The following is a 1305-nucleotide window of genomic DNA, read 5'->3' as shown; positions in this document are numbered from 1 at the left end:
ACAACATCTGTTTTAACGAAACGAATATACGGAAAATTTCGCTTAACCAACCCTATATACGTGTTTCGTTATTTGACTTTTCTTTCTACATAAGATATTGATATATTTGTATTTAAAAAATAAAACCGCACAAATAGCGAAACAAAATATTATAAAATACTATTTCCCTGATATGAATAGCGAAATCATACTTGAAACCTTCGAAAAGAGATTGCTGATGCAGAGATATGCTGGCAATACCATTAGATCGTACAAGGATTACGCTAGTATATTTCTTAAACATGTTAGCAAATATCCCTCCCTTGAAGAAATTCCACTGTCAGATATTGAGGCGTTTATAAACGAAAAAGTTCAAAATGGGAAAATTAGTGTTTCCTATCAAAAAGGATTAGTGGGCGCAATCAAGAAGATGTACGAACTGATATTGGACAAAAAAATCCAACTGTATTACTTATACCCGAAACGATCATTTTCTAAATTACCTAAATTCTTTTCAAAAGAAGAAGTAAGAAATATTCTCGATAACACTCAAAATCTAAAACACAAGGCTATTCTGATGACAATCTATAGTTGTGGACTACGTCTTAGCGAACTGTTGAATCTCAAAATCAAAGACATAAAATCTTCCGATGGAATTATCAGAATCCATCAAAGCAAAGGTAATAAAGATCGGATTGTATCATTACCAGACAAATTGCTGGCGACTTTGAGACATTATTATCAAGCATTCAAGCCAAAGGAGTACCTCTTCGAAGGTGAGAGGGGTGGCAAGTATAGCGAACGAAGTGTACAGTTGATTCTGAAAAAAGCATTGATCAAAGCAAATGTTCAGTCGGAAGGCTCTGTACATACATTGCGACATTCTTATGCCACACATTTAATCCAATCAGGTATCGATATCCGAATTGTAAAAGAGTTATTGGGTCATGAAAATATAAAAACGACTATGATCTACACTCATATCACTGACATAGACAAGCAAAAGACTCCTAGCCCTCTTGATTTTTTATAAGAATAAGATGAACTTTTCACGCTCTATAGAAACAAGCATTATGTTCCAATCATTCTTTAAGAAGGGTTATTCTTCTAGCTTAACTTTGCTTAGGTTATTGAATAATCAATATTCAGATATAATTTGTCCGAAATGTGCCCGAAAAAAGAAAAAGCCACTGATTATCAGTGGCTTTTGTCGGGGTGGCAGGATTCGAACCTGCGACCTCCTGCTCCCAAAGCAATCTTCATATGGTTTAACATGGCTTCAAAAAACATTATTTAGGCTGATTATCAATATATTACAAAACAAAC

General features: G+C 34.2%; 1 protein-coding gene. It reads left to right on the top strand.

Annotated features, from left to right (window positions below):
- The first annotated feature begins 172 nt into the window (after positions 1-172).
- Positions 173-1012, top strand: coding sequence for a tyrosine-type recombinase/integrase (locus tag F1E73_RS16975; protein WP_185269625.1), 840 nt, complete (start codon positions 173-175; stop codon positions 1010-1012).
- The last annotated feature ends 293 nt before the right edge of the window (positions 1013-1305 follow it).

Origin of the sequence: Arenibacter lacus (genome assembly GCF_008711145.1) — a bacterium.
Lineage (GTDB): Bacteria > Bacteroidota > Bacteroidia > Flavobacteriales > Flavobacteriaceae > Arenibacter > Arenibacter amylolyticus.
This window is presented reverse-complemented; position numbering and strand designations above follow the sequence as displayed.